Origin of the sequence: Planctomyces sp. SH-PL14, from assembly GCF_001610835.1 — a bacterium.
Lineage (GTDB): Bacteria > Planctomycetota > Planctomycetia > Planctomycetales > Planctomycetaceae > Planctomyces_A.
Map to the genome: position 1 here is coordinate 441,597 of NZ_CP011270.1, position 26,765 is coordinate 468,361.

Consider the following 26,765-nt stretch of genomic DNA (forward strand, 5'->3'; position numbering starts at 1 on the left):
GCCGATGGCCACCCCCAAGAAGGACCGGCAGCGGCCGGCGCCCGTCGAGATCATTTGCCCGCAGTCCGGTTGGTTCCTCGACTGGCAGTGGGCGGAGGTCCTGGGACAGGAGGTCGAGAGGTTCCGCGAAACGGTGCGAGCCCGCGGTATCCATCACATCCCGTGGGGATACGCGATGCTCGTCCGGGCGGAGGACTTCTACGCCGCCGGCTCCACACCATCCGCGAAGAAGTAAGAGGCGGAATTCGCCCGAGAGTGGTCGATCAGAGGGGCAGCGCTGGCACCTTCCCCTCCGCTCCCGCTCTCGGGCGTTTCTATCTCGGGCCCATGGCTATAATGCCCCCGGAGATCAGGGCTCCATCTGCATCAACAACCGTGAACTGGGGGGATCACGAATGGGGAAGAGCAATGGAGTTCGACGCTACGACCGATCGCATGATCCGGCAACCGCAGGTTAGCCTCGAGGAGCAGTTTCGGCTCGGTGCCGAGTGTCAGGCGTGGCAATCGAGGATTGCGCGCCTTCAGGAGCGGGCGAAGGGCGAGTCACCCAGCCGATACCTCCCGGCGGCCATCGCCATCGCAAAGCGTCGCGGGGCTGTTTCGCGGAACGCTATCGTCCTTTCCGTCATGCGATGGATCGCCAAGCGGGCCAAGGAGTGCCGCAGAAACCCGCACGGCATGACCTTCGAGGAGCTGGTATCCGTCGGGGCTCTGGGCGCCATGCGAGCCGCGGAGAAGTGGGACCCCTCCAGGGGGATTCACTTCCTGACCTTCGCCGATTATTCGATCCGGCGACTGATGTATCGCCACGGCGGGTACGGGAAGTCACGGAAGCTGCGGCTTGAGGACACGAGTCTCAGTACGGACGTCCTCGCGGACATCGCCGCTGACCGGGGCCCGAATCATATGGCCACCTTTCATGATGGAGCAGCGCTCCAGGAGGACATGGCGCTGGTCCACCGGCTTCTCCCGAAGCTCACAGCGAAGCAGCAGGAGGTCATCCGCCTTCGGTACCTCTGCGGACAATGGCGGACATTCCACGACGTGGCGGACGACCTCCAGACGACCCCGAAGGCTGTGCAGGATCTCGAGAGGCACGGGCTCGCGAAGTTGGCGGAGAACATTCGCTGGGAGACATCCGGCCGCCCCTGATCTGCCGTCGCGGCCGTTCGGACTTTGACGGCAATTCGGTTGAACGGGTGCGGGCGTCCATCAGGAGATTCCCGCGAGCATGTCCGCCGATAGTTCTGTCGCCCGGGGGCGGTTGAGCGGTGGGTGTAGTGCTGGCCCGCCTCACTCACGTTCCTGCCCCTGGGCGTTTCACTGCGAGAAACTCGCATCATCTCCCGCGGTCCGTGACGTCGATGAAGTACGTCGCCCGGGGGCTGGTGCGGGAGCGGGTGCAAGGGCCCGCTTCGCTCTCAATCCAGTCCTCTAGCATCATTCAAGGAAGGCGGCTGCCCAGGATGTCGGCAGCCGAAAAGCCCACGGACGGTTGAGCGGCCGCGAGCCCGAGGCCAGCTCCCGTCCTGGGCGTTTTCTCTTGAATCGATCGGGGCGTGTTCGGAAGATTTGACTGCCCGGTGCACGGTCGATTTTAGGCAGGTCGGCAACCGCTAGTTCGGTCGTGTCACCGGGCATCTTTCTTCCATCTTTGCCGGAACCGGCGGAAGCTGCGTGTGCGGCGCACGATGGGAGCGCTGCTCTTTTGCTACGGAGCCGTGCGGCGTTACAAGCTCGCCATCGCCCCCGGCCAACAGCTTGAGTCCCAGCCCCCCTGGACTCGTTGTTGCCGGGTTTTCTTTTGGCGCGGACTCACGTTTTATTGAGCAGGCAGTGCGCGCTCACCTGGAGAGTCTCACATGGCTGCCCATGAGAAGCATGCTGTTGACCCAGATCTGTTGCCCAAGCTCACGTCCGCGCAGTGGCGGAAGATCCTATTCCGCTCGAGCCCCGAGAAGATTGGCTACATCTCGACGACGGAAATCTATGGACTCAGCGAGCTCCGGAAACGTCTCGGGGTGTCTTCACCGTGGCTTGCTGCCGCGCGGGCGAAGAAGCTTCCGTTTCTGAAGATCAACGGGAATGACACGGAGGTCATCAGCGGCGCGGACTTCCTGGCATTCCTCAAGGAGCATCCGAACTTGCTTCAGGAGGACGGCTGAGAAACGCCTGAATGTCGGTAGATCGCCACCGAGACGAGTTTCCAAGCTTGATTGGCTTCGGAAACTCGTGCTTGCTGACGAGGGTGCTGATGTGGCGCTGCGATACTCGCAGCAGGAGGCTCACGGCCTTGATGTCAAGAAGCTCAAGGTCATGGCCCGACCTCGCGCTCAAGGTGGCACGGGCGGGTCGGTCCATTGCTCTGGGATCGGCGTCAACTGAGTGCAGAAGCGTCAGCGAGAGAGAGCCAGACACGCAGGCGGCGCACGGAACACGGATCATTGGCTCACGTGATTCGATCATCAAAACGCCTCACCCACCACACAGCCGGCACGCCTTGCCCTCACCCGCTCCGCAGTACCGGCCAATCTTCGTGCTCCCGAAGTGCTTGCACTTCCGGTTGTGCCGCACGTTTGAGTCCGTGTTGAGCCAGAACTGTTTGTCGGCCGCTTTTTCCGCGGCGACGTCAGCGGGGATGAGCTCCGCGGCCGGGACCGCGGCGACGGTGAGCATGGCCAGCAGCGCGGCCACGAAGACACGATGGATCGTCAGACGCATGATTCGGCCCTGGGGTGACTGCCCATTCGAAACGCCCCACGTCCCTGCGGGGCCCGCAACCGGACGTCCTTGTCCTGTGCTACACCAGTCTGCGCTTCCGGCGGCGGCACGTAAAGCCGCCCGATGTCCCTGGCGGCGGATGCGAGAAACGCGCATCGCGTTCGGGCGAGCACGACGTCGAACAGGTACGTCGCCCGAAGGGCTGGAGATAGAGTGTCGTACCTGTCTGCTGCGGGGGGGCCTTGGTCTCAGAATTGAGGGCCGTCGAACCCAACCTGTACGTCTCGCACTTTCCACAGACGGGAGGTCGCAAACGCCACTGCCTCAAGATCAAAGAGAACGCAGTTTGTCCCGTCTGCAACGGAGCTCCGAAACACGAGCCCGTCATAGCCTTCCTGCTTGAAGAGTTCGGCGAGGATCTGAGTTGCCGCATACTCGGCTGTGTCGTCACTGCGTTTCAGAGGTACAGAGAAAGCGCGGTCGATCGCCTTCCATGCGTCCGCTTCAAGCTCCTCAGCCGGTAGCATCGGCATGCCTTCCCACCAAAGCCGAGTGCCCTTGCGAGCCCTCTCTACATTGATGGTGCAGTCGACGCACCTGAGAGTCCGCTTAGCTTGAAACAGCGCGACCGTCACATACTCACCGACTCCCGGGCGCATCTCTGAACCCGCGGTCCGTGGATCAATCGCACCGTAAAAGACAGCAATGCCCTTTGGATTGGCCCTACCCTCAGGAGCTCTTCCCGTTCTAGGACGCATACGTTGCTCTCCAAACGGCTCTGGATACTCGCCGACTTGGACGTCTTCCCCTGTGTCCGACACTGTCATGTAATCGGGAATCCACTCGCAGCCGAGTTGCGCACGAAAGATGGCTTCGCCTTCCTTTATCACGCAAACACGGCTCGCTGCTGTCGCTCTGACGGCATCGAGGAAGTGCAGAACCGGCCCATCAAGAAGGTGCCGTGGACCATTCCGAACGTCCTGTGCAAAATGAAGGTAGGAATGTGGTGTCGAGAACCCGGACATTGTGGCTACCCGCGTCGCGAAAACTGGCAGGCCCCATTGGCGCCGTGTGTGAGGTAAACTGTCAGACCTGATGCTCCAAAACCCAACGGGAGTTACGCGCGGACGGAAAGGAACATCAAGCTGCACGACGTCCCAAGGCGACCAGCCGCTGTTGATCAAGGATCCATGCGCCTAAGTATCGCTCTATCGACTTACGGCCAAAGATCGCTCGGCCGCTGTACTTGTCGCGGATGATCTGCTTGTCTCGTGCGAGCTGATAGACCGTCGTGTGGCTGACGCCCAAGAGTTCCTTGGCCTCCTGGAGCGTCACCCAAAAGGGCTTGAGGGCGCGGGGCATTTCGAAATGTTTGGCCGGCATTCACACCTCGTTGGCTGGGACTAGTTGAGTGTCGTTCTGCTTCCCGATGCAGCCAAGAGGAGTGTGAAGAGACGCTGGAAAAAGCTGTGAACCTCGGCAACGATCACCGGTCGAGAGGACGCTAAGTGAGATGCGTCTGATGCCCGAAGGGCTAGAACGGGAGCGGGACAGTGATCAACAACGTCGAACTTCGGAGCCATGACAACACGCACCTTTTCGGCTCGTGCGAAGCGGGAAGGATAAAACTTTGGGGGCCGAACGACGTGCACTATTACGGATCAGTCGACGACGCGGGACGCGTGAAGCTCTGGGACGGAACGGCCGAGTTTGCAACCGGCACCCTCGATCAGGGGAAACTCGAGCTCCGAGACCGATCAGGCCTGAAGTACGAAGGGCGAGTCAAAGACGACTGATGGCTAAATCGACCGTGCGTCAACGACGATGGTTGCGGTTTTGGGCCAGCACTGTGCTGCTGAACCTGCGGGAGTCGATCCACGCATCAAGGTCCGACCGGAGGTAATAGACGAAGCGGGCAGGCTTGTAGAAGACCGGTCCTCTTCCGTCGCACCTCCAGCCCTGGAGCGTTTCCTTTCCGAGTCCCAGGTACCGGGCCGCTGCAGCTGTGGTCAGACGTTCTGGTCCTTCCGGCAGTGCAGGTGCCCCTCGCCGGCTCGCGGACAGCTGTGGGCAGGCACCAGACCCGTGTCCCGGAACAGTGTGAAGAATGGTCAGCGAGAGGGATCCGGACACGGCCTCCACCATTGGAACGCTGATCGACGGCGCGTGAGTTTCGATCATGGCATGAACCGGAATGAAGAAGGCTCCGTCCCGCCTGAATCAGCACATTGCCGGACGCGGTCCACCTACGTCGTTTGGAAGTGGCGCTGCACTTCGAGAGGAAACTGGTTGTAGATCTCCGACGATATTCCAGACGGCAAATCGGTTGTGAAGCGGAGGATGTAAGCGAGCTCCCAGGCGGTCATGTCCTTCTTCGGAAAGAACCCGTAATGGGGCTCGCGCTCCTCGCGATGCTCAACGAATCCTGGATGACGGTCGGCCACGAAAGTCTCCTTCGGATTTGAGTGTTGTGAAGCTGCGGGCGTCATTGACGCCTGTTGCGAGAATCCTCGCCAATTTTCCCAATGTTTCGAGATGTTTTCCGGACGGCCGCCGAGCGTCGCCGCACACAACCTCGGGCCCTGTGTTTTTCCTAGCGGGGACGCGCCTTCAGGGTGCATTCCCTGACCGACTTCCTGTCCATGAGCGTCCTTAGTCGAACGTCCCGCCGCGCTCATGCGGCGGGCGTCGACACAACAACGGATGGTATCGGCCGCTTCCTGACGGACACAAGCCAATCCGCTGTTCCGGGCAGCTCAAATCGCGTTCTTGCCCGCACGACTCGTTCGCTCAAACCCAACGTGCGACGGCCGCTGGGGTCAAGGGGGCCTGTGTTGTTTTCTTGGCCCCCTTGCCGCCGGAGGCGCTTCCATGAGGAACCGTGGTACGCAACGGACGGCCCCTTTGTGGGACCGGCGTTGAGAACTCACGCCTCGCTTTGCATTCCCCGCGTGTTGGTGAGGGGGCATACGGCACCGTGTCCGCGTTTGGATGTTGCCTCCTTCAGACATCTCTCGACGGCCAAGCCTCCGGCGGGCAAGGGAGGCGTTGCCCCCCTTGCATCCCCCCACCAGGGTCCCCCTGGACCCGGTTGAAGAGGCTGGTTGAATTCACCTGCGCGGATTGCGACACTTCCCCCTCACAATGCGACCAACATCGCATGGAAAAACATTGATCGAGGAACGTCCGCCCATGCTGTGGGAAGTTGAAATCCACCCCATCCCGTCAGAAGTCGATCGCGAGGGGGCTCGCGTCCTGGCGGAAGCCCACGCCCTGGGGGCCAAATCGATCACCTCCGTCCGCGCCGCCCGCTCCTTCCTCGTCGAAGGCAACCTCACCGAAGACCAGGTCCGCGGCCCGGTCGCCCGCCTCCTCGGCGACGGCGTCGCCGAACGCTGCTTCGTCAGCCCCCTCCCCGCCGGCAACGGCTCCCCCGTTCCGGAAACGAACGGAAAAACCCTCCTCAACGTCCTGTTCAAGCCGGGCGTCACCGACAACGTCGGCCTCACCGCCCGCACCGCCCTGAACGACCAGGACCTCGCGGCCACCGTCGTCGCCACCTGCCGCAAATACTGGCTCAACCCGCAGGCCACGAAGGACGACGTCGACCGCCTCGCCCGCAAGGTCCTCTCGAACGACGCCATCGAACACGTCGTCGCCGGACCGCTCCCGCTCAAGTCGATCGCCCTCGGGACCGAGTACCGCTTCAAACTCACGACCGTCCCGATCCGTGGAATGGACGACGCAGCCCTCGCCCGGCTCAGCAAAGAGGGACAGCTCTACCTGAGCCTCGTCGAGATGCAGACGATCCGCGACTACTTCTCCAGCCTGGATCGTGATCCGACGGACATCGAGCTGGAAACCGTCGCCCAGACCTGGAGCGAGCACTGCTCCCACAAGACCCTCGCCGGCCGCATTCGCTATCGCGACGAGAACGGCGAGCGGCGGTTCGAGAACATGCTCAAGGAGACGGTCTTCGCCGCAACGCAGGAGCTCCGCAAGCGGGCCGGCGCGGACGACTGGTGTGTGAGCGTCTTCAAGGACAACGCCGGCGTCGTGAAGTTCAGCGACACCTACGACGTCTGCATGAAGGTCGAGACCCACAACCACCCCTCGGCCCTCGAACCCTACGGCGGGGCCAACACCGGCCTCGGCGGCGTCATCCGCGACCCGCTCGGCACCGGCCTCGGCGCGAAGCCGGTCTGCAGCACGGATGTCTTCTGCTTCGCCCCGCCGGACACGCCGTACGATTCGCTCCCGCCGGGCGTCCTGCACCCCAAGACCGTGATGCGGGGGGTCGTCTCCGGCGTCCGGGACTACGGGAACCGGATGGGGATTCCCACCGTCAACGGGGCGGTCTACTTCGATGACCGTTACATCGGCAATCCGCTCGTCTACTGCGGAAACGTGGCCCTGATCCCGGTCGGGTTGTGGAAGAAGCACGTTGAAGTCGGCGACCACGTCGTCGCCGTCGGCGGCAAGACCGGCCGCGACGGGATCCACGGCGCGACCTTCTCGTCGGCCGAGCTGACCGAGGAGAGCGAGACCCTGTCGGGCGGGGCGGTCCAGATCGGGAACGCGATCACCGAAAAGATGCTGATGGACGTGATCCTGGAGGCTCGCGACCGCGGGCTGTACCACGCCATCACGGACTGCGGAGCCGGGGGCTTCAGCAGCGCTGTCGGGGAGATGGGCGAGGAGACCGGGGCCGAAGTGTGGCTCGACAAGTGCCCGCTGAAGTACAGCGGTCTGTCGTACACGGAAATCTGGATCAGCGAAGCCCAGGAGCGGATGATCCTCGCCGTTCCGCCCGGCAAGTGGGACGAGTTCCACGCCCTGTGTGCCTCCGAAGGGGTCGAGGCGACGATCATCGGCCGCTACACCGGGACCGAGCGGCTCGTCCTCAAGTACCAGGGAGAAGAGGTCGGAAACCTCGCCATGGAATTCCTCCACGACGGCCGGCCGCCGGTCGTCCGCGAGGCGGTTTTCGAGGCCCAGTCGGAAACGAAGACCCTCACTCCCGCCGCGGGCACGAGCGGAAAACTGTCGCTCGGCGAGACGCTCACGAAGATCCTGGGGTCGCTGAATGTCTGCTCGAAGGAGTGGATCATCCGGCAGTACGACCACGAAGTGCAGGCGGGGAGCGTCGTGAAGCCGCTCGTCGGCGTCACCAACGACGGCCCGTCCGATGCCGCGGTCGTCCGGCCCGATCTGTCTTCCTCGAAGGGGCTCGCGATCTCCTGCGGGATGAACCCGCGGTTCGGCGACCTCGATCCCTACTGGATGGCGGCGAGCGCCATTGATGAGGCGGTCCGGAACTGCATCGCTGTCGGGGCCGATCCGAGCCGCGTCGCGATCCTCGACAACTTCTGCTGGGGGAACACGGAGCGGCCGGAGACGCTCGGTTCGCTCGTCCGGGCCGCCCTCGCCTGCCACGACGTGGCGATTGCCTACGGCACGCCGTTCGTCAGCGGCAAGGACTCGCTCAACAACGAGTTCAAGTACCAGGAGGGTGGCGAGAACAAAGTCATCACGATCCCCTCGTCGCTCCTCATCAGTGCTCTTGGCCAGCTCGACGACATCGAGCAGGCGGTCACGATGGACCTCAAGGGGGCGGGGAACGTCCTCCTCCTCGTCGGCGAAACCCGCGACGAGATGGGGGGGAGCCACTTCGCTCTCGTCCAGGGTCTCCAGGGAGGAACGGTCCCGCGGGTCGACTTGACGGGCGCGCCGAAGACCTTTGTCGCCCTCCACGCGGCGATCGGGACCGGCCACGTCCTGAGCTGCCACGACCTGAGTGAAGGGGGCCTCGCCGTCGCCCTCGCCGAGATGGCGTTCGCGGGAGGGCTCGGCGTCGAGGCGTCGCTGCAGGAGGCGCTCGGCGGACTCGCGCCGGAGACGCTCCTCTTCTCCGAGTCGAACACCCGTTTCCTGCTGGAGGTCCCGGCGTCCGAGGCGGCGAACCTGACGGCTCACTTCGCCAAGGCTGGCGTCGCGGCGGTCCGCATCGGTTCGGTGACGACGGAGCCGCGGATCAAGATTACGGGAGCACTCGGGGCCGCGCTGGTCAATGAGGCGAATGCCGACCTTAAGGAAGCCTGGCAGTCCCCCCTCCGCTGGGGCTGAGTCCTCAGCTCAGGCCTTCTCTTATCTGTGTGCATCTGTGTTTATCTGTGGCTTGAAACAATTCTCTTAGCCACAGATGGACACAGATAAACACGGATAGAAGAGACGTCGCACGGTCGAGGTTCAGTACTCGACCGTCTCCGCTTCGACCCGCTCGGTGAGATCGTTCACGTTCCGCTTCATCTCAAAGAGGAAGCGGGACGGGATCGCCTTGTGGACCTTGCCCCACTTCTTGCGGCCGGCACACCGGGTCAGCGTCAGCTGCTCCTGAGCCCGCGTGATCCCAACGTAGCATAGCCGCCGCTCTTCGGCGATATCGGACTCCGCCCCCTCAACCGACCGCTTGTGCGGCAGGATCCCCTCCTCCATCCCGACCATGTAGACCCGCGGGAACTCCAGCCCCTTGGCGCTGTGGAGGGTCATCATCTTGATGGCGTCTTCGTTCGCCTGCTTCTCCTTGTCCGGCTCCTCCTGAATCCCGTCGAGAGCGAGGCTCGAGATGAATTCGTTGAGGTGCGGATCCCCCCCGCGGGCCACGAACTGCGTGAGCTGGCTGACGAGATCGTCGATGACCGTCGCCCGCGCCATCTGCATGTTGGGGTCTTTGTACTGCTTCTCGATCTCCGCCTCGTAGCCGATGTCGTTGATCAGGTCCCGCAGGTGGGCATCCATCTGCCGCGGCCGCTCGTCGAACCGTTGGCGGTAGTCTTCGAGGAGGGTGTGGAACTCCTCGAGCGCCTTCTGCGTCCGGGGGTTCACGTCGCCTTCCGCGACCGCCTCGGGGATCACCTCCCAGAAGCCGCGGCCGCTCTTCACGGCCCGGGTCATGATCTTCTCGACCGTCGCGTCGCCGATCCCGCGGACGGGCGTATTGATGATCCGCAACAGCGACTGCTCGTCCCGCGGCCTGGAGAGGACTTTCAGGTAGGCGAGGAGGTCCTTCGTCTCCTTGCGGTCGAAGAACGACTGGCTTCCGACGAGGACGTACCGCAGGCCCACCCGCCGCAACTCCGCTTCGAACAGGCGCGGCTGCTCGTTCGTCCGGAACAGGATCGCGAAATCCTTCTGCGGGATCTCCTTGTGGTGCGTGTAGAACTTGAGTTCACGGACCACCATCTCCGCTTCAGTCTGCTCGTCCGGGTACTCCATGAACCGCACATCGAGCTTGGCCGGTTTGTTGGCCCGCAGCACCTTCTTGTGCCGGTCCCGGTTGTGGGCGACCAGGTTGTTGGCGAGCTCGAGGATCTTGTCGGTGCAGCGGTAGTTCTCTTCGAGGCGGATGATCTTCGCCCCGGGGAAGTGCCGGCCGAAGCTCAGGATGTGCTTGACCTCGGCCCCGCGGAAGCCGTAGATCGACTGGTCGTCGTCCCCCACCACGAGCAGGTTCTTGTGCTTGCGGACGAGGGCCTCCACGAGCTCGAACTGGATGCCGTTCGTGTCCTGATACTCGTCGATCTGGACGTGGCTGAAGCGGTGCTGGTGACGGTCGAGGACGTCCGGAAACTCCTCGAACAGCTTGCCCGTAAGGAGCAGGATGTCGTCGAAGTCGACCGAGCCGGTGGACCGCAGCCGGTCCTGGTACTTGCGGTAGCCGATCGAGCCGAGGAACTCTTTGTCGTCGCGGGCGGCATCGCCGGCTTTGGCGGGGACGATTCCGGAGGACTTCCAGCGGCCGATGCAGGAGATGAGGTCCCCCGGCTTCATCTGCTTCTCGGTGACGCGGATGTCCCGCATCACCTGCCGGGCGATCGCCTCCTGGTCTCCGCGGTCGAGAATCGCGAACTGCTTCGGGTAGCCGAGGTTCGTGATGTCCTTCCGCAGGATGTCGATACACAGGGCGTGGAACGTCGAGATCCACGGCCGCTTGCGGAGGTTCCCGCCGAGGACGTGGCGGGTCCGCTCCAGCATCTCCTTGGCCGCCTTGTTCGTGAAGGTGACCGAGAGGATGCGGTCCGCCGGAACGCCGGATTCGACGAGCCGCGCGATGCGGTAGGTGATGACCCGCGTCTTGCCGGTTCCCGCTCCCGCCAGGACCAGGACCGGACCTCCGAGGGTCTGGACGGCGTCCCGCTGGGCGGCATTGAGCAGGCTGAGATCGAGCGGCATCAGGAGTTCAGGCGGGACAGAGGGGACGAGCCGGGTCAGGGCCGGAGGGGGCCGGGGCCGGTCGTGGGGGGCCAAGTTTTACGCCGGTCGCTTCGCGTTGAGAAGCGTTCGGTCCCGTATGACGAAAGCCTGTTGCGTTCTCGACCGATGGAGGGACGCCGCGATCCCTCAAGCCCCGTGCGGGCGAGGAGTTGTGGCGGTTCCCCGAGAGCGGGCGGTCACGTCTTGCGCGTCGAGATCGCCGGAGCGAACCGGATTCCGCCATCGAGAATCGAATGCAGGGCATCGGCGACAGCACTGCGGGGAGGGACGTCAAAGCCGACGCTGCGCAGGACCTGGAACTTCTCTTCCCAGAGCTGGTTCTGGAGCACAACAAGATCCTTCTGGATCCGCTCGCAGAACGCCGCCGCTTCCTCGTTTGTCAGGTCGCGCCGTTCGAGCGTCGTCGCCGCGTCGGTCCGGACCCGCGTCAGCTCCGCCATCGTCGTCCCCTGCGAGCGGTACAGCTTGCCATCGACAAACGCCCGCCGCAGGGAACCGTCCGGCTCGAACTGAAAGACCGGCTCATCGCCGAAGTAGAACGACCACGCCCCCGTCGCCCGGCAGCCGACGACGATCGGCTCCGGACAGCCGGCGACCAGGAACTCCGCTCGATGGATCAGCGCGACCGCATCTGCGATCAGGTCTTCACGATCCGCTTCGTGACGGGCCATGGTTCTCGTTCACTCGGGCAGGGGTTTGTCCTTCGTCTCGGGCGCGAAAGGAAGGACCAGCAGGCCAATGACGAACACCGAGCACATGAGCATCGCCGCCGGACGCATCGGCTCCGGAGAACTGGCAAAGACATCACTCCGCAACCGCCCGAGAAGAGTTGGTCCCACGGCCGCGACGACACGCCCGACATTGTAGCAGAACGACGTTCCGGTGCTGCGCAGCCGGGTGGGAAAGAGCTCCGGGAAGTAGATCGCGTACCCGCCAAAGAGCGCCAGCTGGCAGAAACCCATCAGGGGGAGCATCCAGAAAATGTCGCTCGTACTGCGGAGGCTCGAGAAGACGAGAAGCGTGCTTCCGAGCGCCGCGAGAAAGGCGATGGCGAACGCCGGACGGCGGCCCAGCCGCTGGGTCAGAAGGGCGAAGCCGTAGATCCCGAAGAACGCCCCGAGGTTGACCATCACGGAGGCGATCCCCTTCCAGCGGGTGATCTGGCCGTTGACGACCTGGATCTGCTCCTGCGTCATGTCCGGCTTGATCATCTCCTTGCGGAAGACCGAGTCGATCAGGTCCGGGAAGAAGAAGCCGATCCCCCACAGGCCGATGACCCCCGCAGAGGCGAGAACGAGGCCGATGAGAGCGTTTTTCCGCCACCGCGGGTCGCCGAACAGCTCGGCGTAGGAGCCCGGCTTGTACTTCGGCTTGTCGTCGGTCGTCGCGGCGGCGGTCCACCGCTCGGGTTCTTTGAGCCGCCAGCGGATCAGGATCGCCAGGAACGCGGGGAGGATCCCGATGACGAACATCAGCCGCCAGGCCTTCATCTGGATCCCGCCGATCGACAGGTCATTGAAGGCCCCGCCCGCTTCCAGGTGCCCCATCGCCATGCTGATGAGGGCGGCCGAAATGTTTCCGACGGCGGACAGCGCCTGGAGCAATCCGAGCGCATAGGGACGGGCTCGGGCAGGCATGACTTCGGCGACGAGGGCGACGCCGACGGCGAATTCCCCGCCGACTCCCAACCCCGTCAGGAACCGGTAGAACGCAAAGTCCCACACGTTGGTGGCGAAGGCGCTGAGACCGGTGAAGAGCGAGTACATGAGGATCGTCAGCATCATCGTCTTCGCCCGGCCGATCTTGTCGCCGAGGACGCCGAAGAAGATCCCCCCGATCGCCCACCCCAGAAGGAAGACGGTGGTCGCGTATCCGCCGTACTCGCCGATCAGGCTCTGGATCGTCTTCCCTTCCGGGGGAACGACGTTGCCCAGAAGCTCCCGCATCGCGTCGACGCGGGCGAGGACGAAGAGCTGCTGGTCCATCGTGTCGAACAGCCAGCCCAGCGCGGCCACCGTCAGCACGAACCAGTGATAGCTGTTCAGCTCCCGATACCACTTGCCGTTGTACGGCTCGGTCATCGGAGAGTCACCGGTGTCGGGAAGGGGCATGTGCATGAGACGACCGCTCGCAAACCAAAAGACGCTTCAGAACGCCAGAGAAAGGGCGATGATAGTCCGCTCCGGGCCTCTGACAACCAATGCCGGCCGTTTATGCGATGAATGCCCGTCCGCGGCCCGCCCGGCAGCGCAAAGAAAAAGACCGCCCTGTTCAGGACGGTCTTTCGTTGGACGCGATCAGCAGGCTGGGCTCAGGCGGCCTGATGCCGAGTGTTCTGAACCTCGCCCGGGAGGCGGTCATCGACATCGTAGGCCAGTCCGCAGAACTGGAGGGCGCGGATCGCCATGAAGGTCGGGTCAACTTCCCACCACTTGTGCCCGGCGCGGGCCAGGTGCTGGTGGGCGTGATGGTTGTTGTGCCACCCTTCGCCGTAGGCCAGGATCGCCACCCACCACAGGTTGCGGGACTGATCGGTCGTCTCGTAGTTGCGGTAGCCCCACAGGTGGGTCGCCGAGTTGACGAACCACGTGCTGTGGTAGGCCATCACCATCCGCAGGCAGAGTCCCCACAGGAGCCACGGGAGGCCGCCCGCCATGTACAGGGCGATGCCGGTCACGACGAGGATCGAGAAGTAGGTCCGCTCGAAGAACATCAGCATCCGGTCCTTCGCGAGGTCCGGTGCGTAGTGGCGGAACAGCATCTCGCGGACTTTGAAGTCGTGCTTGACGAACAGCCACATGATGTGGGACCACCAGGCGCCTTCGAGCGGCGAGTGCGGGTCGCCGTCCTGGTCGGACTTGTGGTGGTGCATCCGGTGGGTCGCGGCCCACGTCAGGGGGGAGCCTTCGCCGGAGATGGCCCCGATCAGCAGGGTCATAAACCGGGCGGGAGTCCGCAGTTTGAACGAGCGGTGCGAAAGATACCGGTGGTAGCCGAGGCAGATCCCGATGCTGCAGGTGAGCCAGTGCAGCAGGAGCGTGACTCCCAGGGCGGACCAGGTGAAGTAGAAGGGAGCGGCAAGCGCCCCGGCGTGCATGGCGACCATCCACGTCAGGACGATCCAGTCCACGTTGCTCCACTTCAGAGCGGTCGGGTCAAAGGCTTCGTTGAGCTGTCCCCGTTCGATCGACCGGACCGACTGCGGAACCGTCGCCCCCGGCTGGGAATCGTCGATTTCCAGCGTGGCGGGCGAGGCAGGCAGCGTGGCCGGCGTTTCGAGAGCCGGAGCATCGAGAATTTGTGGATTCATGGAACGACGTTTCTCGGGTGGCAATGTCCGGAGCGACGCGGGTCGGACCGGGTCGCCGCGAGTGGGGTCGTGACGACTGCGAGAACCATATCAAGAAGGTCGGCTTCCGGCTGTCAGCCTGATTTCACACTTCGGTCAAACTCCCGTCATGAATTGTCACAGCACTGTCACTGCGCATTTCGTGTTGCGGCGAAAGATTTTGCGTAGACCGGCGCCGAGGAATGAGTATCCTCATCGGCGGAGAGACGCCCTGTCGTGAGGGTACAAACAGGCGTCCGTATCGAAAATTTCTCTCAAGGCTTAGGTTCCATGCGCAACATCCGTTGGTGCCTGTTGGGCGGAGTCATGTTTGGTTTGGGCTGGCTGGCGGGTGGAGCGAATCCCCTCGGACAGTCGGTTTCCGGTCAGGACACCAAGGTGGAAACGGCCGCCGACAAGGTGGTCCACGCGTCCCGGGCCATCAAGGACGCGGCCGATGCACTGGCGGCGGAATCGAAGTACGAGACCGTCACCGAAGGGGTGAACTCCTTCCTGGTTCTGGCGGGGGGAGGGAACGGAACGGCGGACCTCGACGCCGGCGTCGTCGACCCGGAAACCTTTGCGGCCCTCTATGCGGGCGCCGTGAAGAAAGAGGTCAAGGACCAGCTGCAGAAGGACGCGGACGGCCGGCTGACCTACAACGGCAACGTGATCCGGATGTACTCCAAGTCGCGGCTTGAGAAAATCTTCGCCGAGCGGTCCAAGTCTCCCGTTCAGAAGCCGGAATAATCCGAGTCGTCTGGCCCGCCCGAGTCGTTCCTGCGACCGCGGGCGGAGACCGGCGGCCCGCTGGAGGGGAGCGATCCTCTCGCGGACCGCTTCCTGGTGCGCGAACGAGAGTGCTGAGGCCTGCGGCCCACGCGACGGTGCGCCGGCTGCCTCTCCGTCCCGCCCCGCCCGCCGGCCTCCCGACCTCCGGCAGAGGGTCGTGACGAATGTGCCGGGGGAGGCAGGCCGCCCGTTGCCATCCCGCGATCCATGGCGATCGGGGCCCCTTTTTCGCCGGATTTTGCTTCTAGCGGGGTCGAAACACCCTGTAAATTGAGGTCGGCTGGAGTCGTTGCGCTCTGTGACGTCGTAGAGCGCGTCCGACTCCGGTTGAACTTGCTGGTCATCCTCTGGGAGTTGTCCATGCCTCGGACTTCGCAACGCGCGTCTCGATGGGTCCTGTCGCTCGCCATGCTCGGCGGCGGTGCAGCGTCCGCTGAACAGGGAACCTCGTCGGCGGTCGTGCGCGGCTTCGAAGCGGTCGACGGCCACAGCTATTACGCCGTTTCGCTGGCGGCCGACGGTCTCGCGGAAAAACGCGGACCGCAGGACATCGTCGTCCTGATCGACACCTCGGCCAGCCAGGTCGGCGAGCATCGCCAGCAGAGCCTCGCGGTTCTCGAGGCGTTCCTCACCTCGATTCCGGCTTCCGACTCGGTTCAGGTCGTGGCGGTCGACGTCGCCTCGACCCCGCTGACGAGCGGCTTTGCCGGCGGCAAGGCGGCCCTGCAAGAAGCCCTCCCGAAGCTCAAGTCCCGCTTCCCGGCCGGCTCCACGAACCTCGGTGCGGCGGTCTCCTCCGCGGCGAAGATGGTCGAAGGCCGATCCTCGGCGGCGATCGTCTACATCGGTGACGGCCTGAGCACCGCCGCCCTGGTCCAGCCGGCGGAACTGACCGGCCTGACCGACTCCCTCCGGTCGAAGAAGGTTCCCGTTCATAGCGTCGCCATCGGCTCGCGAGTCGATCTGCAGCTCCTCGGCATCCTTGCCGAACGGACCGGCGGCGTCGTCGTCCGCGACCACGGCCAGACCGCCCCGGCCGACATGGCCGGCCAGCTCGCGAAGGCGACCGAAGCTGCCGTCGTCTATCCGGAGTCGCTCCAGGTCGACTGGAAGTCGGGCGAACTCTCGCCGGCCGTCGCCCTGCCGCTGCGGTCCGATCGTTCCACCGTTTACCTCGCCCGCGGAACGAACCCCGCCGCCGCCAAGGTCCAGCTCGGCAATCGAACCTGGTCCCTGGCCGACACGAAGATCGCCTCCGGCTACGAGTTCCTGGCCCCGATGTGGCAGCAGGCCCGGCAGACGAACGGCGTCAGCGTAAGCCTGGCGGGTGAAGACCTCCTCGCCGCGGCCCAGGACGAGTTCGTCACCGAGATCGAGCGGCTCGAAGCCCGCGGAGATCGCGCCCTCGCCGCCGGCGACCGGAAGACCGCCGAGCAGGTGGGCCTGACGATCCGCCAGATGGCCCCGAACAACATCCACGCCGGCCGGCTCATCAACGGCCAGACGATCACTCTCGCCCAGGCCGAAACGCCGGCTCCTCCGGTGGCCGAGCCTCCGGTCGTCGACCCGCTGCAGAACCGGCAGTTCCCGTCGGGCCGGTCGGCGATTCAGGACGTCGAGAACTCCCGCCGTGCCCGCGCGCAGAAGCTCGCCGCCGAAGTGCAGGCGGGAATCGAACAGGCCATGGCGATCGGCGAAAACGATCCGTCGGGCGCGATCAACTACCTCGAACAGCTCTTCGCGACCGTCAAGGCGTCCACCGACATCGACAAGGGGGAATACGACCGGTTCGTCAGCCGCGTCCAGTCGGCTCTCCTCGACGCCCGCAACCGCAAGGAAGTCCGCGATCAGGCGGCCCAGGCGATCAGCCGGCGGGAGATCGAGTTCGAACGGCAGCGGAACATCGCCCAGCAGGCGGCCCTCGCCGACCGCGAAACGGAGCGGCTCGTTGACCGGATCCGGGCCTTGATGGCGGAAGGCTACTCGGGGAACGCCGCGGCGTTCGGCGAGGCGGAAGTCATTGCCCGGCAGATTGCCAGTGAACGGCCCGGCAGCGCTCTCGGTTCGGCTCTCGTCTTCACGACCGAGGCGGCTGGCCAGCTCGACCAGGCGGAACGGCTCCGCCAGACCCGCTACGACCGGTTCCTCGATACCCTCTACCAGGCCGAACTGGCCCACATCCCGTTCCCGGATGAGCCGCCGGTCCGGTATCCCCCCGCGGAAGTCTGGCAGGCCCTCACGCAGCGGCGTGCCAAGTGGAAGTCGGTCGACCTGCACCGCAACAGCCCGAACGAAGAGCGGATCTACAACGCTCTGGCGGCGCAGACCGAGCTCGAGTTCCCGGACAACACGCTGAAAGAGGTGATGGACTACCTCTCGCAGATCCACAACATCCCCATCAAGTTCGACCCGGCCGTCACCGAGGCGGGCGTGAATCCGGAAGAGGCGAAGGTCTCGCTGACCCTCTCCGGGATCACCCTCCGCAGCGCTCTCAAGATCATGCTTGAGAACGTCGAAGGGACGGAGCTGACCTACATCATCGAAGACGAGATCATGAAGATCACGACGATCGATGCCGCCAATGAAAAGCGGTCGACCCGCGTGTATCCGGTCGCCGACCTCGTCATCCTCCTGATGCCGCTGGGTGGCGGATTCGGGGGCGGTGCCCTCGGCGGTGGCCAGGGTCAGCAGGGTGGTGGCTTCGGCAACCAGGGCGGTGGTGGTGGGGGCGGCTTTGGCGGCGGCGGCGGTGGATTCGGCGGCGGCGGCCAGGGTGGTGGCGGTGGATTCTTCAGCGTTCCGGCTGAAGAGGTCCGTGCCCTTCCCGGCGTCGTCAAAAAAAAACCTGCCGGCCTGAACTGAACGGCCGTGCCGCGGTCCGCTGGACAGCCTCCAGCAAGACCGTGTGCCAGAACGAACTTCCAAAACAGCGGGTTTCGAACAACCGTTCGGAGCCCGCTGTTTCTGCGCGCCCGGCCTCCCAGGTCGCACAGGCCCCCAGCGCCGACGCCCCCCCCGCCCCCGCGGACACGACCCCTGCCGCGGCGTCGCGCTTCCCGGAGTTCAAGGGGAAGGATCCGGCGGCGGTCTGGCCGGCCTACTTCGAGAAGAACCACCCGCCCCTGTATGAGGTCCGCAAGCTCGTCACCCGGCTGCACCTGGCGAAGGAGTACGAGCACGTCATCGGCGTGATCCAGAGCGCCATTCTGAACGGCCAGGCCCAGCCCTGGATGTACGAGATCCTGGCGATGGAGATGGAGGTCCAGAAGCGTCCCAAGGAGGAGATCGAGCGGGTCGCGCTCTCGCTGACCGACTTCGGTTCGGCGGACTATGGGGCGATGATGTACTCGGGGGCGTATCTGGCGGGCTTCGGCCGGCGGGACGCCGCGCTGCGGCTGTTCCGGCAGGCGTCGAGTATGGCTCCCGAGCAGCCGGAGCCCTACATCATGGCGCTGCCGCACCTGAAGGAGGCGACCCGTTTCGAGGATCAGCTCTGGGGTATTCCGGGGGCCATCGAGCACGTCTGGACGAGGGATTATTCCACGACGCAACAGAGCGGGCGGGACGTCGGCAAGGACGTCGCCCGCAAGCTGGAAGCGGCCGGGAAGAAGGAGCAGGCGGCGGAACTCTCGCAGGCGATCCGGGAAGCGAACCGTCGCGACCTGCGGGTTGTCGCCCGCTGGAGCGGCGACGCCGACCTCGACCTGCGGATCGAAGAGCCGGGCGGAGGAGTCTGCTCCTTTGAGCAGCGATACTCGACCGGCGGAGGGATCTTCCTGCACGACGGCTTCGGCAAGGAGGCGAAGAACGCCTTCGAAGAGTACGTCTGCCCCAAGGGGATCAGCGGGACGTACCGGATCTCGGTCCGGCTGCGGAGCGGGCAGGTCACCGGCAACCGGGTCGAACTGGAAGTGACGACGCACGAGGGTGCCGGTGAGGCGGCGGGCGAAAAGAAGGTGAACAAGTTCCTCGCGCTGGAAGGGGGACAGGCGACGTGGACCGTCAAGCTCGAGAAGGGGCGGCGGACGGACCTCCGTACGGTTCCGGCGGGGGCGATGTCGCTGCTCGGTCCCGCCCCCGCCCCCGCACGCGGAGCCGCCAAGCCGCGCGTCGCTGCGGCGGGAGGTCGGAAGGACGGGTTGGTCGTGGCGGCGGGCCAGGGGGGCGTGCTGCGTCAGGTCCCGTTCGTTGGCGGAGGGAATGTGGTCCCCGCGGGGGGCGTCGTGGGCTTCCAGCCGGTCATCCAGATCGTTCCGGAGGGGACGCAGCTCTACGCCCGGGCAGCGATTTCACCGGACCGGCGCTATGTGCGGATCGCGGTGAATCCGGTCTTTTCGACGATCACGAGCGTGTTCAACTTCACGTTTGCCGGTGGCGCGGGGTCGGTTCAGCAGCCCGCTCAGGCGGGGCGCTGACGGTGCATCCGCAGCCCAACATCGCCACTTGACCGGGTCCAGGGGGTACCCCCTGGTGGGGAGTGCAGAGGGGCAACGCCCCTTTGCCCGCCGGAGGCCCTCTCGTCGAGAGATGTCTGAAGGAGCACGTGTCCAAGCGCGGACACCGTGTCGTATGCCCCCATCAACAACCCGCGGGGATTGCAAAGCGAGCGGTGCGGGTTGAGGGAGTCCTCACAGCTGGTTCCACAAAGCGGTCACGCGTTGTGTCCCACGGTTCCTCACCAGAGTGCCTCCGGCGGCAAGGGGGTGAGACCCCCTTGACCCCAGCGGCCGTCGCACGTTGGGTTTGAGCGAGCAAAGCTGTGCCCGCGAGGACGGTGTCCGGTCGCCTTTTTCCGCACGCCCCGCCACAATCTCGCGGCAGACGGAACACACGGAAATGAGGCCCCCATGATCGTCGGCGTCCCGTGCGAAGTGAAACAGGATGAATACCGCGTCGCCATGCTCCCCGTCGGCGTCGAGGAACTGACCCGCGCCGGACACCGCGTCCTCCTCCAGACCGGCGCCGGCGTCGGCAGCGGCATCCCCGACGAGCAGTACGCCGAAAACGGCGCGGAAATCCTCTCGTCGGCCAAAGACCTCTTCGCCCAGGCCGACCTGATCGTGAAGGTCAAAGAGCCGCAGCCCGCGGAGTGGCCCCTGCTCCGCCCCGGCCAGATCCTGTTCACCTACCTCCACTTCGCGGCCGACGAACATCTCACCCGCAGCGTCCTCGCGACCGGCGTCACCGCCGTCGCCTACGAAACGCTCCGCGGCCGCGGAGGAGACCTCCCGCTCCTCACTCCGATGAGCGAAGTCGCCGGCCGGATGAGCATCCAGGAAGGGGCCAAGTTCCTCGAACGCCCCCAGGAAGGGCGCGGAATCCTGCTCGGCGGCGTCCCCGGCGTCCCCCCCGCGCACATCGCCATCCTTGGCGGGGGTGTTGTCGGAAAGAACGCGGCGCAGGTCGCCGCTGGGTTCGGCGCGGATGTCTTCATCATGGATATCAACGTCGACCGGCTGCGGTATCTCGAAGACATTATGCCGCCCAACGTCAACACCCTCTTCAGCGACCGCCACAACATCCGGGACCAACTGCGGCAGGCGGACCTCGTCATCGGCGGCGTCCTGATCCCGGGCGCCCGGGCTCCGAACCTCGTCACCCGCGACGATCTCAAGCTGATGAAACAGGGGGCGGTCATTATCGACGTCTGCATCGATCAGGGGGGCTGCACGGAGACAAGCCGGCCGACCACCCACTCCGAGCCGACCTACCTCGTCGACGGCATCGTCCACTACTGCGTGACGAACATGCCGGGCGCCGTCGGCCGGACGAGCACCTACGCCCTGTGCAACGTCACGTTCCCCTATGTCCTCCAGATCGCCAACCTCGGCCTCTCCGCTGCCTGCGGAAAGTTCCCCGGCCTGAAAGACGCGGTCAACATGCACGCGGGGAAAGTGACCTACAAGCCGGTCGCGGACACGTTCCAGCTGCCTTGCAGCGAGTATCCCTGAAGCTTGAGAGGCGTCTCGGTTAACCGGGGACGATCAGGCCATCCGGAGCGCCGGAATCGACCGTCTTTAGGGCGGATGCGGTCCCCGGGGAGGCGCTCGGATAGTCAAAGGCTGATGGGGCCCCCGGGGCGGACCGGTTCTCACGGAGAGAATGGGCGCGCCGGTCGGGCGCTTTCCGGGGGGCGTCCTGATAAGATCTTTCGCTCGTTTTCCTGATCCGATCTCCCGCGAATTCCGTTTCGCTGGAGTTCCGCCGGGTGAGGCCCATGCCTGCCTCGGTCGACTGAACCGCTTCCGCCTCTTCGGTTTTCGTTTCCGGCGGGAGCGGTGTTTGAAAGTGGCGATATGACAGAGCAAGCCCAGAGGCCCAATCCACTGCGCGGGATCCTCGTCCCGATGATCTTCTTCCTGCTGTGGATGTGGCTGGCGCCGAAGCTCTTCCCCGGCCTGCAGAACCAGCCCGCCCCTCCGCCCCCGCAGGCAGGCGATTTCAAGGAAGAGGTCAAGCCGATCCCCGAGGCGGAGCTCCCGCCGCTCGACACCAAGACCTTCCCGCGCAAGACGTGGGTCCTCGGTACCGACAAGACCGGCACAGGGGTTTTCCAGAAGGTCACCCTGACGACGCGCGGCGCGGCGATTGAGTCGGCTGAGCTGAACGACCCGCACTTCACCACCCTCGACCGCAAGTCCCCGATCAAGGTCGTCGGCAACAACCTGACCGGACCGGACGAGGCGGCCCCCCGCACGCTCGCCCTGAACCTGGCGGCGATCGACGCCTTCCTCGCCCGCGACAAGACCTCGCTCGCCGAGGTCGACTGGGAACTCGTCGAGGCGGAGAGCGACGACTCCAAAGTGGTCTTCCGTTATCCGTCGCCGGACGGCTCGCTCGCGGTCCGCAAGGAGTTCCGCGTCAACGCCGGGAAAGACAACGAGCGCGAGACCGATCCGACCGGCTACCTGCTCGACACCAAGATCACGATCGAGAACCTGACCGACCAGCCGAAGACGGTCCGCTACACGCTCCAGGGGCCCGCCGGCCTGCCGATGGAGAACCTCGAGAACACCCGGATCTACACCGAGGTGAAGGTCGGAACGCTGGCCAACCCGGCGGCGCCGACGCGAGTCTCCTCCGTGGCGGTCACCGCCGCCAAGGTCGTGGACGAGTACGCCGCGGCGAAGGCCGCGAACGACCCGGGCAAGGTCGACACCTGGCGCGATCCGCTCAAGTACGCGGGGGTCGACAACCAGTTCTTCACGGCGCTGCTCCTGTTTACGAACCAGCTCAGCGACACGAACAACGACGGCAAGCCCGACCCGTACTTCGCCACGACCCGCCCGACGATCCTTGAGAACAACCTCAAGCACAAGGAGTACAGCGACGTCAGCCTGGAGCTGACCTCGCTGCCGCTCGAGATCGAGCCGAAGGGGAGCGTGACGCACTCGTTCCAGACCTACTTCGGCCCCAAGCGGATGGGACTCCTCCGTCCGCTCGGCGCGGAAGGGGCTCTCAACTACGGCTGGACCTCGCCGGTCGCCATGGTGATGCTCGCCATCCTGGGGACGTTCCACCACGTCTTCATGGCGCCGTACTTCCTGGCGATCGTGCTGCTGACGGTCGTCGTCCGCGGACTGATGTTCCCGATCTCCCGCAAGCAGGCGATCGGGGCGGCGATCATGAAGGAGCTCTCGCCGAAGCTGACCGAGCTCAAGAAGAAGTACGAGAAGGAGCCGGAGAAGTTCATCAAGGCTCAGCAGGACCTTTTCCGCAAGTACAACTACAACCCGTTCGCGGGCTGCCTGCCGCTCGTCCTGCAGCTGCCGATCTTCATCGGTCTCTATGACGCGCTGCAGTATTCGATCGACCTGCGGCTGGCGAAGTTCATCTGGGTCGACAACTTGGCGGCCCCGGACGCGCTCTTCCGGCTCCCCTTCACGGTCCCGTTTCTGGGCTGGACGGAGTTCAACCTCCTGCCGTTCGTGACGCTGGCCTTGTTCATCGTCCAGCAGAAGATGTTCATGCCTCCGCCGACGAGCGACGAGCAGGCGATGCAGTACAAGATGATGAACTTCATGATGATCTTCATGGGGGTCATGTTCTACCGCGTGCCGGCCGGCCTGTGCCTGTACTTCATCGCCTCCAGCCTGTGGGGGATCGCGGAGCGGAAGTTTCTGGCCAAGGTGAAGATGCCGACGGCCGAGGAGCTGGAGCGCCGCGCCGCGGAGCAGGCCAAGAAGCCCAGGAAGGCGGGTTTCATGGAGAAGCTGCTGGCGGCGGCCGACTCCGCCCGCGAGCAGGCCAACGCTCAGAAGAAGCTTTCCGACTCGAGCTCGGAGTCGGGAGACAACGGCAAACGCCGTTAGGCTGTGTCGGACGTTCGAGAAACGAGAACCGCGCGGCCCCCTCGTCCATCGCCGAGCGTGGACCGAGGCGCGGGTGCAATTGCCGTCCTCCTGGCGGGTTGGCGGCCCGCGGGGCTAACGGCCGCAGGTGCTGTCGTCAAAAGGGGATTCCTCGGCGTCCGCGGACACGCCATTGCCGCAGGGCAACCTGCGGCCGTATCCTTGTCCTTGTCGGCGAACAAGGGAGGACTGTCTGACATGCTCCGATCGTTTCTGGGTTTCCTGGCGTGCGGCGCGATCGTCTTCGGCCAGGGAATGGTCTTCCCGGCGGCGGCCGCCGAACGGAATCCGAAGTACGAGGCGGCGGTCGGACGGGGGCTCGAATACCTGGTCCGCGAGCAGCGCGGACAGGGGTATTGGGAGGCGAACGGGGGGCAGTACCGCGTCGCCATGACGGCGCTTTCGGGGATCGCGCTGCTGTGCGAAGGCTCGACCCCCACGCGGGGGAAGTATGCCCGCCCGATCGCCAAGGCGGTCGATTTCCTGCTCGATTCCGCCCAGCCGAACGGCCTCATCGGCTATCTGGACGACTACCACTACACCTACGGCCACGGCTTCTCGATGCTCTTCCTCTCCCAGGTCTACGGGGAGGAGGAGGAAGAGGGGCGGCGGATGCAGATCAAGAAGGTGCTGGAGAACGCGGTCAAGTTCAGCGCCGCCGCCCAGACCTCCAAGGGGGGCTGGGGCTACGTCTCGGCGAAAGACGGGAACGACTTCGACGAGGGGTCGACCTGCATCACGCAGGTTCAGGGACTTCGCGCGTGTCGCAACGCCGGGATCGTCGTCCCGGCCGAGATCATCGAGCGGGCGAAGAAGTACATCGAGGACAGCACGGACAAGCCGAGCGGCGGGGTCCAGTACAGCAGCCGGGGGGGCGGGGCGCGTCCGCCGATCACGGCCGCGGCGGTCGCCGCGATGTACAGCGCGGGGGACTATGACGCCTCCGATCATGTGAAGAACATGCTCAACTACTGCAAGAAGAACGTCTGGCCCGGCAGCGGGGACGGGGTGGCCCAGAGTTTTGGCCACTGGCATTACATGCACTATTACTACTCTCAGGTCATGTACCGCAGTCCGCAGGAGTGGGATAAATACATTGCGGATGTCGGGGGCGAGATCCTGAACACGCAGGCGGCGAACGGTTCCTGGAGTGAGGGGAACGTCGGTCCTGTCTATGTCACGGCGATCAACTGCACGATCCTGCAGCTCGAGAAAGATTTTCTCGAGATCTATCAGCGCTAGCAGCGGCACGCCTCTCCCCAACCGGGTCCAGGAGCACCCTGGTGGGGAGTGCAGAGGGGCCTGTGTTGTTTTTCTGGCCCTTTGCCCGCCGGAGGCCGTCTCGTCGAGCGATGTCTGAAGGAGCGAGTGTCCAAGCGCGGACACCGTGCCGTATGCCCCCTCACCAACGCGCGGGGATTGCAAAGCCAGCGGTGTGATGTGAGGGAGTCCTCAGCGCCGGTCCCACAAAAGGGACATCCGTTGCTGACCACGGTTCCCCATCGAAAGTGCCTCCGGCGGCAAGGGGGCCCGTGTTGTTTCTAGGCCCCTTGACCCCAGGCTGCCGTGGCACATTGGGTTTGAGCGATGGAAGCTGCCCCGGCACGGACGCGGTTCGACGGGACGACTGGATTTTGCCTGCGCATCCGTTCGCCTATCATAAAGTGTCGCGCGAAGCACTACCGCCGCCGCGCCTCACTTCCCACCGTTCGCGAGAACGAATGGTCCGCATCCCGATCGCTCGCCCAGACGGTCGATGTCGCCCGATCATCCCTCTCGCCCCGCCTGTGACAGGACTCTCCCGATGCTCGATATCCCCGTGATCCGCTGGGGCAAACCCTACGAGTCAATCGATAAGACCCCCATCGTCCACTTCGAGACCGGGGAAACGCTGGCCACGATGAGTCAGGCCAACGGCGGGATTATCAAGCTCGACATGCGGAAGCAGGCCAAGGCCCGCGAAGTACTCCGGAAGTTCTCGATCGACCAGCTCTGTGACATGTGCGTCCAGGCGGCCGATCTCTACATGAACGCCACGCTCCCGCTCGGCAACGGGACGCAAACCCCCGAAGAGTTCTGCCGGATCCAGTCCGCCACCACCGGCCTTCCCGAAGCCATGTGCGCCGCGAACATGCGGAAGAACGCGTACATGCTCCGCAACATGCGGCAGGTCCTCGAAGCCCTGACCCGCGGGTTGCCGTTTGACATTCTCTCCCGCGGCTACGGGATGGAGTCCCGCGGCGTCATGATGAGCTACCAGTGCCAGAGCCCGGTCATGGGGATGGTGCTGCCGTCGAACTCCCCTGGCGTCCACACCCTCTGGATGCCGGTGATCCCGCTCCAGGTCGGCCTCGTCATCAAGCCCGGCTCGTCCGAGCCCTGGACCCCGTACCGCGTCGTCGAAGCGTTCGCCCAGGCGGGAGTCCCCCGCGAAGCGATGTCGCTCTACCCCGGCGGCCACGACTGCGGCCCGGCGGTCATGGAGTCGTGCGCCAGGTCGATGATCTTCGGCGGACAGGCGACGATCGACAAATACCACGGCGATCCGAAGGTCCAGGCCCACGGCCCGGGCTACAGCAAGATCCTCCTCGGCGACGACGTCGTCGATGACTGGGAGAAGTACGTCGACCTGATGGTCGACAGCATCTTCCTCAACGGCGGCCGCTCCTGCATCAACGCTTCGGGCGTGTGGGCCAGCCGGCACACCGCCGAGATTGCGGACGCGATCGCCAAGCGGCTCGGACCGGTCGCTCCGCTGCCGATGACCGATCCCAAGGCGAGCCTCGCCGCCTTCACGACTCCGGGAGCCGCCGACGCGATCAACGCCCAGATCGAAGAGAAGCTCAAGGAGCCCGGCGTCAGCGACGTGGCCGAGAAGTACCGCGGCGGGCCACGGCTCGTGAAGCACGAGCGGTGCGACTACCTCCGCCCGACGGTCTTCCACTCGACCAACCCCGACGCCTTCCTGACGAATACCGAGTACATGTTCCCGTGTGCGACGGTCGTGGAGTGCCCCCAGGACGAGATGATCAAGCGGATCGGCCAGACGCTCGTCTGCACCGCAATCACGAAGAACGAAGCGTGGTCGCAGCAGCTCGTCGACGCCGTCAACATCGACCGGCTGAACATCGGCGAAGTCAAGACGATGCAGCTCCACTGGATGCAGCCGCACGAAGGGAACCTCATCGACTTCCTGTTCCGGGCCCGCGCGTTCCAGAACAGCCCGCCGCCGGCCCACTGAGCGGACGGCATCCCTGGTCCCTGAAAGGCCGGCTGTCTCAGCCGGCCTTTTTCCTGCC

Annotated in this window: 21 protein-coding genes; 11 read left to right on the forward strand and 10 right to left on the reverse strand. The window is 64.8% G+C overall.

What is annotated here, in order from left to right; genetic code table 11:
* Positions 1 to 4: 4 nt before the first annotated feature.
* The 3 genes from VT03_RS01905 (at position 5) to VT03_RS01915 (ending at position 2,165) form a co-directional block, all read left to right on the forward strand.
* Complete coding sequence (locus VT03_RS01905) at positions 5 to 235, forward strand: hypothetical protein (RefSeq protein ID WP_075091420.1); 231 nt, start codon at positions 5 to 7, stop codon at positions 233 to 235.
* A gap of 173 nt (positions 236 to 408) precedes the next feature.
* A complete protein-coding gene (locus VT03_RS01910) occupies positions 409 to 1,152 on the forward strand; it encodes a sigma-70 family RNA polymerase sigma factor (RefSeq protein WP_075091421.1) in 744 nt (247 codons plus the stop codon).
* A 710-nt stretch (positions 1,153 to 1,862) separates the two neighbouring features.
* Positions 1,863 to 2,165, forward strand: a complete 303-nt coding sequence (locus VT03_RS01915) for a hypothetical protein (RefSeq protein ID WP_075091422.1) — start codon at positions 1,863 to 1,865, stop codon at positions 2,163 to 2,165.
* Here the strand turns inward: VT03_RS01915 and VT03_RS35140 are convergent.
* The 6 genes from VT03_RS35140 to VT03_RS01945 all read right to left on the reverse strand — a co-directional run bounded on the left by VT03_RS35140 (position 2,128) and on the right by VT03_RS01945 (position 5,165).
* The gene (locus VT03_RS35140; RefSeq protein WP_156514231.1) at positions 2,128 to 2,466 is read right to left on the reverse strand and encodes a helix-turn-helix domain-containing protein; all 339 of its coding nucleotides are present in this window, start codon (positions 2,464 to 2,466) and stop codon (positions 2,128 to 2,130) included. The two genes, VT03_RS01915 and VT03_RS35140, sit on opposite strands and share 38 nt — an antisense overlap.
* A gap of 9 nt (positions 2,467 to 2,475) precedes the next feature.
* Positions 2,476 to 2,721, reverse strand: coding sequence for a hypothetical protein (locus tag VT03_RS01920; protein ID WP_075091423.1), 246 nt, complete (start codon positions 2,719 to 2,721; stop codon positions 2,476 to 2,478).
* 248 nt (positions 2,722 to 2,969) lie between these two features.
* Positions 2,970 to 3,746: an RES family NAD+ phosphorylase gene (locus tag VT03_RS01925; RefSeq protein WP_075091424.1), complete on the reverse strand. Its 777-nt coding sequence runs from the start codon at positions 3,744 to 3,746 to the stop codon at positions 2,970 to 2,972.
* 115 nt (positions 3,747 to 3,861) lie between these two features.
* Entirely contained in the window at positions 3,862 to 4,104 is a 243-nt protein-coding gene (locus VT03_RS01930; protein WP_075091425.1) for a helix-turn-helix domain-containing protein, read from the reverse strand.
* Between the two features lie 432 nt (positions 4,105 to 4,536).
* Entirely contained in the window at positions 4,537 to 4,902 is a 366-nt protein-coding gene (locus VT03_RS35145) for a helix-turn-helix domain-containing protein (RefSeq protein WP_197489170.1), read from the reverse strand.
* Positions 4,903 to 4,967: 65 nt separating this feature from the next.
* Positions 4,968 to 5,165, reverse strand: coding sequence for a hypothetical protein (locus VT03_RS01945; RefSeq protein ID WP_075091427.1), 198 nt, complete (start codon positions 5,163 to 5,165; stop codon positions 4,968 to 4,970).
* A 748-nt stretch (positions 5,166 to 5,913) separates the two neighbouring features.
* Here VT03_RS01945 and purL point away from each other — a divergent pair.
* The gene (gene purL / locus VT03_RS01950) at positions 5,914 to 8,847 is read left to right on the forward strand and encodes a phosphoribosylformylglycinamidine synthase subunit PurL (RefSeq protein WP_075091428.1); all 2,934 of its coding nucleotides are present in this window, start codon (positions 5,914 to 5,916) and stop codon (positions 8,845 to 8,847) included.
* A gap of 123 nt (positions 8,848 to 8,970) precedes the next feature.
* Here the strand turns inward: purL and VT03_RS01955 are convergent, their stop codons facing one another.
* The 4 genes from VT03_RS01955 to VT03_RS01970 all read right to left on the reverse strand — a co-directional run bounded on the left by VT03_RS01955 (position 8,971) and on the right by VT03_RS01970 (position 14,305).
* Entirely contained in the window at positions 8,971 to 10,953 is a 1,983-nt protein-coding gene (locus VT03_RS01955) for an ATP-dependent helicase (RefSeq protein WP_075091429.1), read from the reverse strand.
* A gap of 218 nt (positions 10,954 to 11,171) precedes the next feature.
* Complete coding sequence (locus VT03_RS01960) at positions 11,172 to 11,666, reverse strand: hypothetical protein (RefSeq protein ID WP_075091430.1); 495 nt, start codon at positions 11,664 to 11,666, stop codon at positions 11,172 to 11,174.
* Positions 11,667 to 11,675: 9 nt separating this feature from the next.
* Positions 11,676 to 13,076 carry an MFS transporter gene (locus VT03_RS01965; RefSeq protein ID WP_231870575.1) on the reverse strand — a complete coding sequence of 467 codons (1,401 nt, stop codon included), beginning with the start codon at positions 13,074 to 13,076 and terminating at the stop codon, positions 11,676 to 11,678.
* Positions 13,077 to 13,306: 230 nt separating this feature from the next.
* A complete protein-coding gene (locus VT03_RS01970) occupies positions 13,307 to 14,305 on the reverse strand; it encodes an acyl-CoA desaturase (RefSeq protein WP_082845866.1) in 999 nt (332 codons plus the stop codon).
* Positions 14,306 to 14,614: 309 nt separating this feature from the next.
* On the opposite strand from VT03_RS01970, the gene VT03_RS01975 reads away from it, so the two are divergent.
* The 7 genes from VT03_RS01975 to VT03_RS02005 all read left to right on the forward strand — a co-directional run bounded on the left by VT03_RS01975 (position 14,615) and on the right by VT03_RS02005 (position 26,707).
* On the forward strand, positions 14,615 to 15,073 hold the full coding sequence (locus VT03_RS01975; protein WP_156514232.1) for a hypothetical protein: 459 nt from the start codon (positions 14,615 to 14,617) through the stop codon (positions 15,071 to 15,073).
* A gap of 402 nt (positions 15,074 to 15,475) precedes the next feature.
* Positions 15,476 to 17,977, forward strand: coding sequence for a vWA domain-containing protein (locus VT03_RS01980; RefSeq protein WP_197489171.1), 2,502 nt, complete (start codon positions 15,476 to 15,478; stop codon positions 17,975 to 17,977).
* A gap of 41 nt (positions 17,978 to 18,018) precedes the next feature.
* The gene (locus tag VT03_RS01985; RefSeq protein ID WP_075091434.1) at positions 18,019 to 19,530 is read left to right on the forward strand and encodes a hypothetical protein; all 1,512 of its coding nucleotides are present in this window, start codon (positions 18,019 to 18,021) and stop codon (positions 19,528 to 19,530) included.
* Positions 19,531 to 19,962: 432 nt separating this feature from the next.
* The gene (gene ald / locus VT03_RS01990; RefSeq protein ID WP_075091435.1) at positions 19,963 to 21,066 is read left to right on the forward strand and encodes an alanine dehydrogenase; all 1,104 of its coding nucleotides are present in this window, start codon (positions 19,963 to 19,965) and stop codon (positions 21,064 to 21,066) included.
* Between the two features lie 345 nt (positions 21,067 to 21,411).
* Complete coding sequence (locus VT03_RS01995; RefSeq protein WP_075091436.1) at positions 21,412 to 23,427, forward strand: YidC/Oxa1 family insertase periplasmic-domain containing protein; 2,016 nt, start codon at positions 21,412 to 21,414, stop codon at positions 23,425 to 23,427.
* Positions 23,428 to 23,664: 237 nt separating this feature from the next.
* A complete protein-coding gene (locus tag VT03_RS02000; protein WP_231870576.1) occupies positions 23,665 to 24,708 on the forward strand; it encodes a prenyltransferase/squalene oxidase repeat-containing protein in 1,044 nt (347 codons plus the stop codon).
* A 562-nt stretch (positions 24,709 to 25,270) separates the two neighbouring features.
* On the forward strand, positions 25,271 to 26,707 hold the full coding sequence (locus VT03_RS02005; protein WP_075091437.1) for an aldehyde dehydrogenase family protein: 1,437 nt from the start codon (positions 25,271 to 25,273) through the stop codon (positions 26,705 to 26,707).
* Positions 26,708 to 26,765 lie beyond the last annotated feature (58 nt).

What these genes read in the sequence shown, in the direction of transcription:
- VT03_RS35145 (WP_197489170.1), bottom strand. Translation starts at nt 4,902, where the DNA reads ATGATCGAAACTCACGCGCCGTCGATCAGCGTTCCAATGGTGGAGGCC.
- VT03_RS35140 (WP_156514231.1), bottom strand. Translation starts at nt 2,466, where the DNA reads ATGATCGAATCACGTGAGCCAATGATCCGTGTTCCGTGCGCCGCCTGC.
- VT03_RS02005 (WP_075091437.1), top strand. Translation starts at nt 25,271, where the DNA reads ATGCTCGATATCCCCGTGATCCGCTGGGGCAAACCCTACGAGTCAATC.
- VT03_RS01925 (WP_075091424.1), bottom strand. Translation starts at nt 3,746, where the DNA reads ATGTCCGGGTTCTCGACACCACATTCCTACCTTCATTTTGCACAGGAC.
- VT03_RS01955 (WP_075091429.1), bottom strand. Translation starts at nt 10,953, where the DNA reads ATGCCGCTCGATCTCAGCCTGCTCAATGCCGCCCAGCGGGACGCCGTC.
- purL (WP_075091428.1), top strand. Translation starts at nt 5,914, where the DNA reads ATGCTGTGGGAAGTTGAAATCCACCCCATCCCGTCAGAAGTCGATCGC.
- VT03_RS01960 (WP_075091430.1), bottom strand. Translation starts at nt 11,666, where the DNA reads ATGGCCCGTCACGAAGCGGATCGTGAAGACCTGATCGCAGATGCGGTC.
- VT03_RS01975 (WP_156514232.1), top strand. Translation starts at nt 14,615, where the DNA reads ATGCGCAACATCCGTTGGTGCCTGTTGGGCGGAGTCATGTTTGGTTTG.
- VT03_RS01995 (WP_075091436.1), top strand. Translation starts at nt 21,412, where the DNA reads ATGACAGAGCAAGCCCAGAGGCCCAATCCACTGCGCGGGATCCTCGTC.
- ald (WP_075091435.1), top strand. Translation starts at nt 19,963, where the DNA reads ATGATCGTCGGCGTCCCGTGCGAAGTGAAACAGGATGAATACCGCGTC.
- VT03_RS01915 (WP_075091422.1), top strand. Translation starts at nt 1,863, where the DNA reads ATGGCTGCCCATGAGAAGCATGCTGTTGACCCAGATCTGTTGCCCAAG.
- VT03_RS01930 (WP_075091425.1), bottom strand. Translation starts at nt 4,104, where the DNA reads ATGCCGGCCAAACATTTCGAAATGCCCCGCGCCCTCAAGCCCTTTTGG.
- VT03_RS01920 (WP_075091423.1), bottom strand. Translation starts at nt 2,721, where the DNA reads ATGCGTCTGACGATCCATCGTGTCTTCGTGGCCGCGCTGCTGGCCATG.
- VT03_RS01970 (WP_082845866.1), bottom strand. Translation starts at nt 14,305, where the DNA reads ATGAATCCACAAATTCTCGATGCTCCGGCTCTCGAAACGCCGGCCACG.
- VT03_RS02000 (WP_231870576.1), top strand. Translation starts at nt 23,665, where the DNA reads ATGCTCCGATCGTTTCTGGGTTTCCTGGCGTGCGGCGCGATCGTCTTC.
- VT03_RS01905 (WP_075091420.1), top strand. Translation starts at nt 5, where the DNA reads ATGGCCACCCCCAAGAAGGACCGGCAGCGGCCGGCGCCCGTCGAGATC.
- VT03_RS01965 (WP_231870575.1), bottom strand. Translation starts at nt 13,076, where the DNA reads ATGACCGAGCCGTACAACGGCAAGTGGTATCGGGAGCTGAACAGCTAT.
- VT03_RS01910 (WP_075091421.1), top strand. Translation starts at nt 409, where the DNA reads ATGGAGTTCGACGCTACGACCGATCGCATGATCCGGCAACCGCAGGTT.
- VT03_RS01980 (WP_197489171.1), top strand. Translation starts at nt 15,476, where the DNA reads ATGCCTCGGACTTCGCAACGCGCGTCTCGATGGGTCCTGTCGCTCGCC.